Below are 7,926 nucleotides of genomic sequence, written 5' to 3' on the forward strand. Positions count from 1 at the left end.
ATGAAAAACGCGATACCACTATTCGGGCTGTTATTATTTTTTACAGCATGCAATGTCGAGATTGACTCCCCTTTTGCAGGTGATGATCAGAAAGTTTACATCATTAAGCAAGGCCAGCACGAGTCTAACAGAACCATTAAATCTTTTAAGGGAGACGTACTGGGCTTTAAAGCCAGCTTTGACGAGTCTGCCATTTATGAAACAAAAAGGGAGGAGAACCAGGCCGATATCAACAAGCTCATGGGCTTTTCTGATTGTAACAGTCATCACCATGAAAATAGCGCACGCTTTGGCTGGAGATGGTATAATGACAAGCTTGAAGTACACGCCTATTGCTATGTGAATGGAGACAGAAAAATAGAATATGTAACTACAGTTGCACTTAATGAAATGAATGATTACCAGATTAGTATCATTGATAACAAATATGTGTTTACCGTAAACGGGGCTTCCAGGGTAGAAATTAACAAAAACCCGAATTGCTCAGGTGATGTAAACTATATGCTATTTCCATATTTTGGAGGTGATGAGCCCGCACCGCACGACATTAGTGTAGCAGTGCATACCGATCAGTAGAAAGCATCTTCAAAATGCACAATTTCCTGGGTAGAGCAGTCTATGGAGATTACATCAAACCGGATATCATGACACCAATTTTTTTCATGAACGTATTGATCAGCTCCTTCAATCACTTTTTTAATCTTGATGCCATTGACTGCATCTTCCGGATATCCAAAAGAACTATAGCTCCTGGTTTTCACTTCCACAAAAACCAGGAGCTGTTCTTTTTTTACAATAATATCGATCTCTGACCGCTTATACCGGTAGTTTCTTTCTACTAGCTTATACCCTTTGCCCATAAGGTACTCCGCAGCCCTCTGCTCTCCGTCTTTACCCGTTTGCGCGTTATTGTTCATAATTTCATTACCTTTGCAGAGTTCAAATATAAGCCTGTTTTAGTTCGGCAGTGAATTCTATAATCAATAAAAAAGTACAATTCATCGACCTGGGTACCATTGACTATAAAGAAGCCTGGGATTATCAGACAAAACTGTTTGACGATACTGTTAATTTAAAGATTAGCAACAGGAAAGTGTCTGAAGATCAACATGTAGTGACGCCTAACTACCTGATCTTTTGCGAACACCCACATGTATACACATTAGGTAAAAGTGGCTCGGAAGACCACCTGCTTATAGACAGTGATGGGCTTAAGGCCAGGCAGGCTACATATTACAGGATTAACAGAGGGGGCGATATAACTTATCATGGTCCGGGACAGATAGTGGGGTATCCTATACTTGATCTTGATAATTTCTTTACGGATATTCATAAATACCTGAGGCTACTGGAAGAGGGTATCATCGAAACCCTGGCGGAGTACGGTATAGCTGCAGGGCGTATAGATGGCCTTACAGGCGTATGGCTGGATCATGAAGCGCAGGTGAACCCCAGAAAAATATGTGCTATGGGGGTTAAGTCCAGCAGATGGGTGACCATGCACGGATTTGCTTTTAATATAAATACAGACCTCGATTATTTTGGCAATATAGTGCCATGCGGAATTGACGACAAAGCTGTAACTTCACTGGCAAAGGAACTGGGAAAACCAGTGGATATAGAAGAGGTAAAAACCGTCTTAAAGACGAAGTTGGCAGGACTGTTTGAAATGAGCCTGTTTTAGAATGAGAAAAGATATAAAAGTACCGGAAGTTAAAAATGTAACCCTGGCCATCACCAGGGAAGTGAATACCCATAATGAAGCGGAGTGGAATGTTCACCTTATTAACAGAAATAACCACGACATTGAAAATACGCTGGTGGCTTCTACAGGTTATGGCGAATTAAATGGTGAGCACCAGAAAACTTCTACCTTAAGGCACTTTTTGGAAACTGTGCCTGCCAGGGGCACTGCACTTATAGAGCCAATAAATGCCGAGATCTTCCATCTCAATAATGAGTTCTGGGTGAGCTACTATATCGACGGGAAAATCTATGATAAGAAGTTCATCTTTTTACCGGACACCATCAAGGAAGAGAACCTGATTTATATTAAAGAACTGGATATGGAAGGAGTTCTTCATTCCTGATATGAAAGAACTTAGGGATATTCTCTTTCTGGATATTGAAACCGTAAGCTCATCCGAAACGTATGAAGGACTTAATGAGCGCATGAAAACCTTGTGGAGCCGCAAAGCTTCATTTTTGAAGAGAGAAGAAGGCCTTACTGATGACGCATTCTATTTTCAACGAGCCGGGATCTATGCAGAATTTGGTAAAGTAGTAAGTATTGGCATCGGCCTCTTCCATATGGAGGAAGACAAACTGATATTGAGACTAAAAGCGCTGTATGATGAAGATGAGAAGGCACTCCTCGAACAGTTCAATGCCATCCTGGGTAAGATGAGGTCAGATAGCCTGAAGCTATGTGCGCATAATGGAAGAGAGTTTGATTTTCCTTATCTTAGCAGGAGGATGCTCATTAACAGTATCTCACTGCCATCGGTTCTGGATCTTTCTGGCAAAAAGCCCTGGGAGATCAACCATATTGATACCATGGACATGTGGAAATTTGGTGACTGGAAACACTACACATCCCTTGATCTTTTGGCCGCAATTTTTAATATTGAATCCAGTAAAACCGACATGAGTGGCAGCGATGTGAATCGTGTCTATTATAAAGATCAAAACCTGGAGAAAATAGCTGATTACTGCCTTCAGGATGTGGCAGTAACAGCACAATTATATTTAAAACTTAAGAACATCACCGCAGAACCGTTCGAGGTCACCGTCACACCAGCCAATTAACCTTAGAGGTTAACTAATAGTCCCCGGACTTGTTTTAATTTTAAACATTTAGTAATACTGGGGCGTAATAAGCAATAATATTAATCGCATATTTTTAGATGCATGACACAATAATTTATGAGTCAAAAGAAGAAAAAGAAGAAGTATGGAAAATCCGGAAATATTAAAGAAAAATTGAAAGCCCGGATACTTTCACTTCTCAACAATAATTATAATAAAGTATATACAGCCAGCCAGGTAGCCAAAAAGCTTGGTTACAGGAGAAAAGACTATAACAGGGAGATTCCCTATGTGCTCTCCGACCTGCACAGAAATGGCAACATCATACAACTTACCAACGGAAGCTATAAAAGCATGAGTGAAGCCGAGTTCCTAACCGGAAAACTTGACCATGTCAACGCGCGCTTTGCTTACCTTTTAACCCCGGATGATAAAGAAGATATCTACATCAAAGCACAGGACATCAATTTCGCTATGGATGGCGATACCGTTAAAGTACAGCTCAAAGGAGCCGCTCACGGAAGAAAGCCTGAGGGCAAAGTGGTAGAGATCATAGAGCGGGCAAGGGAGCAGTTTGTTGGTCGCATAGAGTTTTCACCACGCTTTGCTTTTGTAATCGCGGATAATAAGAAGATCCACCAGGATATATTTGTAAAGCTTGATGCCACAAATGGAGCCAAGCATAACGATAAAGTAATCGTAAAAATTACCCAATGGCCTGCGCAGGACAAAAGCCCCGAAGGCGAAATTGTAAATGTGCTGGGACCTGCCGGAGACAATGAAGCTGAAATACATTCAATCATGGCAGAGTTTGACCTGCCATTCGAATTTCCTGAGCATGTTGAAAAAGAGGCTGAAAAGATACCGGATAAGATCACTAAAAAGGAAATCGAAAAAAGAAAGGATTTCAGGGATGTACTGACCTTTACCATAGACCCGGAAGATGCCAAGGATTTTGATGATGCGCTTTCTTTTCAGGTATTGGATAACGGCAATTATGAGGTAGGAATACATATTGCCGACGTTACCCACTATGTACAGCCCAATACCGTGCTTGAAAAAGAAGCTTTTGACAGGGCCACATCTGTTTATCTTGTAGACCGGACAGTGCCCATGTTGCCGGAGCGGCTTTCTAATGGATTGTGCTCGCTGAGGCCCAGGGAGGATAAGCTGACCTTTGCCGCAGTGTTTGAAATGGACGACAAAGGTAATGTGTTGAAAGAATGGTTTGGCAGGACAGTAATACACTCCGACCGCAGGTTTAGCTATGAAGAAGCCCAGGCCTGCATAGAAACAGGCATGGGGGATTTGGTGCAGGAGCTTCAAAAGCTCAATGATCTGGCCAAAAAGCTTAGGAGAGAACGTTTCAATAAAGGTGCAGTTAACTTTGAAACCACTGAGGTTAAGTTTAAGCTCGATGAAAAAGGCAAACCCCTGGGCATTATCCCTAAAGTGAGAAAAGATGCGCACAAGCTCATTGAAGAGTTTATGCTACTGGCCAACAAGAAAGTTGCGGTGTATGTGTATGAAATGAAAAAGGGTGAAGACAAAAATACCTTTGTATATCGTACACACGACTATCCTGACCCTGAAAAGGTTGATTCATTTGCCCAGTTTGCAAGAAAGTTTGGTCACAGCCTTAAAACAGATCAGGGTTCTATTTCACAGTCTCTGAATAGCCTGATGACAACTATAGAAGGTAAGCCGGAGGAGAATGTACTGCAGCAATTAGCCATACGATCAATGGCCAAGGCAAAGTATACAACTGAGGCTATGGGTCATTTCGGTCTGGCATTTAAACATTATACCCATTTCACATCTCCGATCAGGAGGTATCCTGATATGATGGTACACCGCCTTTTACAGCACTACCTGGACAAAGGGAAGTCTGTAAACAAAAAAGATTACGAAGAGAAATGCATCCACTCTTCCGAGAGGGAAAAGCGGGCTGCAGATGCCGAGCGGGCGTCCATCAAGTATAAGCAGGTGGAATTTATGCAAAGTGTTGAAGACCGCGTTTTCGATGGTATTATTTCCGGAGTTACCGAGTGGGGTATTTTTGTAGAGATCGTTGAGACCAAATGTGAAGGCATGGTGCGCATGGTGGATATGAAGGACGACTACTACGAGTTCGATGAAAAGAACTACCGGGTTTTTGGCAGAAGAAACAAAAAAATGTATACCCTGGGAGACAAGGTGCACGTAACCGTAAAAAGTACCGACATAGACCGCAGGACTATCGATCTTGAATTTGTTGATAAGAAGGATATGGTTTAGTTTCGCCACCACATAATCCATGAAAAACATAAAACAACTGCAGGCGCTGATTTCAAAAGAAATTGAGCGCACCGAATATGGACAGGCACCCATCGAGTTGTATGAGCCTATCGAATATATTATGTCACTGGGAGGCAAGAGGCTGAGGCCTTTGCTCACCCTTTTGGCCTACTCCCTTTACAAAGATGATGTGGAATCAGTGCTGAAACAGGCGATCGCCGTGGAGGTGTTTCATAATTTCACCTTGATGCATGACGATATTATGGATGAAGCGCCTTTAAGAAGGGGCAAAAACACCGTTCATGAAGAGTGGAACCACAACACCGCCATACTTTCCGGCGATGTAATGCTGGTAAAAGCCTACGAAATGTTGATCATGGATCAGGCAACATTAACGGTTGATATTTTGAAGGCCTTTAATCAGTGTGCCCGTGAGGTATGCCAGGGTCAGCAACTGGATATGCTTTTTGAAAATCGCAAGGAAGTGACAGAGGAGGAGTACCTAGACATGATCAGGCAGAAAACAGCCGTATTGCTTGGCTTCAGCCTCGAACTTGGAGGGCTGCTCGCAGGTGTAAGCAAAGAGAGTTGTGAAGCACTGAGAAAGTTCGGGATCAATATAGGTATTGGTTTCCAACTGATGGATGACCTGCTGGATGTGTATGCTGATAAAGACAAGTTCGGCAAGCAGGTTGGTGGAGACATTCTGTCCAATAAAAAAACATTTCTGCTGATAAAAGCATTAGATAATGCAGAGGGCAAGCAAAAGAAGGAGCTCGAGGGCTGGATTGCAAAAAAGCAGTTTGACCCGGAGGAGAAAGTAAAAGCCGTTACCCAAATCTATAATGATCTGGGCATAAAGGAGCTTACAGAGGATACCATGAACAAGTATTTTGAACAGGGTTTCCATTCTTTGAAGCAGATTAATGCGCCACTTCATCGCAAAGCGGTGATAAAAAGATTTGCAGAGAATCTGGCTGCCCGCGAGAAGTAGTAATGAAAAAACCACAATTTGATTTACCTGCGTTCAGCAATCACTGTTTGTCTTTTGGTCAGCTTATTTTCCTGTGGTTCTCCACCGGAAAATCCGGATAAATTCCTGGAATATGTCTGGGCAGGTTCCGTTACAGACAGTTCGGCTGTAGTAGCATTCAAAGTAAACAGAGAGTCTGTAGTAAGGGTGGCCTATTCTACCGATGAAAATTTCTCAAAAGGCACACGTTACTCTGAGTCCGTTGAAGTGAAGGAAGGAGAGTTTCTGACGGCTAAAGTTCGTTTAGGTGATCTTGACAGTGCAACAGGCTACTACTACAAACTTGAAATGGACGGAGAGCTTATGGCAGATAAAGATCTCAGAGGCTACTTTGAAACATTTCCCAATGGAGCTTTTTCCTATAAAGTAGCTTTTGCTTCATGCGCCAGAACCGGTTCCAGAAGCAGGATCTTCCGAACCATACAGCAGCAAGACCCCTTGTTTTATATGAACACGGGTGACTTGCACTATGAAAACATCAGGAATAATTGCGAATATGCCTTCGCCAAAGCTTTTTTTGATATACAACGATCACCATCACAAGCTTACCTTTATCATCATTTGCCCTTTGTGTACATATGGGATGATCATGACTACGGCCCCAACAACAGCGCAGAAAATGCAAATTGTCAAAAGGAAGCCATTGAAGCCTACAAGCGGTTTGTGCCACACTACCCACTGGCTTTCGAGGGAAACAAGGAGCCGATATCCCAGACCTTTGACGTAGGCCGGGTGAAATACGTGCTTACAGATTTGCGCTCTCAAAAGAAACGGCCGCAGTATTCGGGATGTGAAAAAGTAGAGAAAGGCACAAATTTTGGCAGCGAAGAACACCTCAACTGGTTTAAGGAACAATTGCTAAAAGCCAAAGCCGACTCAATGATCGTGGCCTGGGTTTCTGGTATACCCTGGATCAGCGATAAGCGGAGCCGGAAGTATGAGTGCGATGAAAACGATGACTGGGGAGGTTTTGAAGAAGAGCGGCGAGCCATTGCAAACTTTATCAAGGAGTATGAAATCCCGCTTTTTATCCTTTCAGGAGATGCCCATATCGTAGCTATAGACGATGGCAGTAACAGTGATTATGCTACTGCAGGAGAAACTGAGATTCCTGTATTTCATGCAGCCCCGCTTGATAACTTTGGCATTTACAAAGGCGGGCCTTATAGCCACGGTTACAGCGCGAGAAACGGCCAGTTTGGCCTTATGGAGATTATTGACAACGGTGGAAATGAGATATGTATCCAATGGACTGCACTGGATAAATATGGCAGGACAATAAACAGTAGCCTTGGAAAACCTTTGAAATACAGGTTTTGTCGAAGGATTTATTAATGAAATTGATAATTCAGCAACACTTGCAATATGTAAATGAACAGCTAGTCTATCTCAGAATCTTTGCCATCCATAAACCTATAGCTTTGGATGGACCGGTCAAATATGATGGACTGTTCAGATTCATTTTTTAAAGCAATAATATAATTTAGCAACTGCCTTTTGGAGACACCCAATGTTTCAGCAAGATCTTCCGGGCTGCCGGTGTTTTCCTGCTCTATCAATTCCTGAAGCCTATTAAATCTGGATAATATTTCCTGTAGTCCCATTAAAGTGGTGTATACCTGATCTGTGCTACATTGCTTTTAGTCTTGGCTTCCAATATTTCTATCTTATTGCCATTGCGTCTGTACCTCAACTCCTTATTGATAACGTGGTTTGGATACCTGTGCTCAAGTTCTTCCTCGGCCAGCCAGCACAGGGAAAACTCCTTGATCTCGTCAAAAAAAAGCTGAATAGTAAAACTGTGCTTG

Annotated in this window: 10 protein-coding genes; 7 read left to right on the forward strand and 3 right to left on the reverse strand. The window is 42.6% G+C overall.

The annotated features are described in order from the left end of the window. Positions 1–576: a hypothetical protein gene (locus E1163_RS24430; protein WP_155175295.1), complete on the forward strand. Its 576-nt coding sequence runs from the start codon at positions 1–3 to the stop codon at positions 574–576. Here E1163_RS24430 and E1163_RS24435 read toward each other — a convergent pair. Next, complete coding sequence (locus E1163_RS24435; RefSeq protein ID WP_155175297.1) at positions 570–917, reverse strand: YraN family protein; 348 nt, start codon at positions 915–917, stop codon at positions 570–572. The genes E1163_RS24430 and E1163_RS24435 overlap by 7 nt on opposite strands. A 50-nt stretch (positions 918–967) precedes the next feature. Between E1163_RS24435 and lipB the strand changes: the two genes are divergently transcribed. The 6 genes from lipB (at position 968) to E1163_RS24465 (ending at position 7,453) form a co-directional block, all read left to right on the forward strand. Beyond that, positions 968–1,684 (forward strand): lipoyl(octanoyl) transferase LipB, encoded by a 717-nt coding sequence (gene lipB, locus E1163_RS24440; RefSeq protein WP_343033948.1) that lies wholly within the window; start codon positions 968–970, stop codon positions 1,682–1,684. Position 1,685: 1 nt separating this feature from the next. Further along, complete coding sequence (locus E1163_RS24445) at positions 1,686–2,090, forward strand: hypothetical protein (RefSeq protein WP_155175299.1); 405 nt, start codon at positions 1,686–1,688, stop codon at positions 2,088–2,090. A gap of 1 nt (position 2,091) precedes the next feature. Continuing rightward, on the forward strand, positions 2,092–2,808 hold the full coding sequence (locus E1163_RS24450; RefSeq protein ID WP_155175301.1) for a 3'-5' exonuclease: 717 nt from the start codon (positions 2,092–2,094) through the stop codon (positions 2,806–2,808). 117 nt (positions 2,809–2,925) lie between these two features. Then, positions 2,926–5,085 carry a ribonuclease R gene (gene rnr / locus E1163_RS24455; protein ID WP_155175303.1) on the forward strand — a complete coding sequence of 720 codons (2,160 nt, stop codon included), beginning with the start codon at positions 2,926–2,928 and terminating at the stop codon, positions 5,083–5,085. A 19-nt stretch (positions 5,086–5,104) separates the two neighbouring features. After that, complete coding sequence (locus E1163_RS24460; RefSeq protein WP_155175305.1) at positions 5,105–6,079, forward strand: polyprenyl synthetase family protein; 975 nt, start codon at positions 5,105–5,107, stop codon at positions 6,077–6,079. Positions 6,080–6,133: 54 nt separating this feature from the next. Continuing rightward, the gene (locus E1163_RS24465) at positions 6,134–7,453 is read left to right on the forward strand and encodes an alkaline phosphatase D family protein (RefSeq protein WP_155175306.1); all 1,320 of its coding nucleotides are present in this window, start codon (positions 6,134–6,136) and stop codon (positions 7,451–7,453) included. A gap of 44 nt (positions 7,454–7,497) precedes the next feature. On the opposite strand, the gene E1163_RS24470 is transcribed toward E1163_RS24465, so the two are convergent. Beyond that, positions 7,498–7,722: a hypothetical protein gene (locus E1163_RS24470; RefSeq protein ID WP_155175308.1), complete on the reverse strand. Its 225-nt coding sequence runs from the start codon at positions 7,720–7,722 to the stop codon at positions 7,498–7,500. Then, on the reverse strand, positions 7,722–7,926 hold a 205-nt coding region (locus E1163_RS30725; RefSeq protein ID WP_185156199.1), incomplete at its 5' end, for a hypothetical protein. The genes E1163_RS24470 and E1163_RS30725, both read right to left, overlap by 1 nt.

It is taken from the genome of Fulvivirga kasyanovii, assembly GCF_009711405.1.
Lineage (GTDB): Bacteria > Bacteroidota > Bacteroidia > Cytophagales > Cyclobacteriaceae > Fulvivirga > Fulvivirga kasyanovii.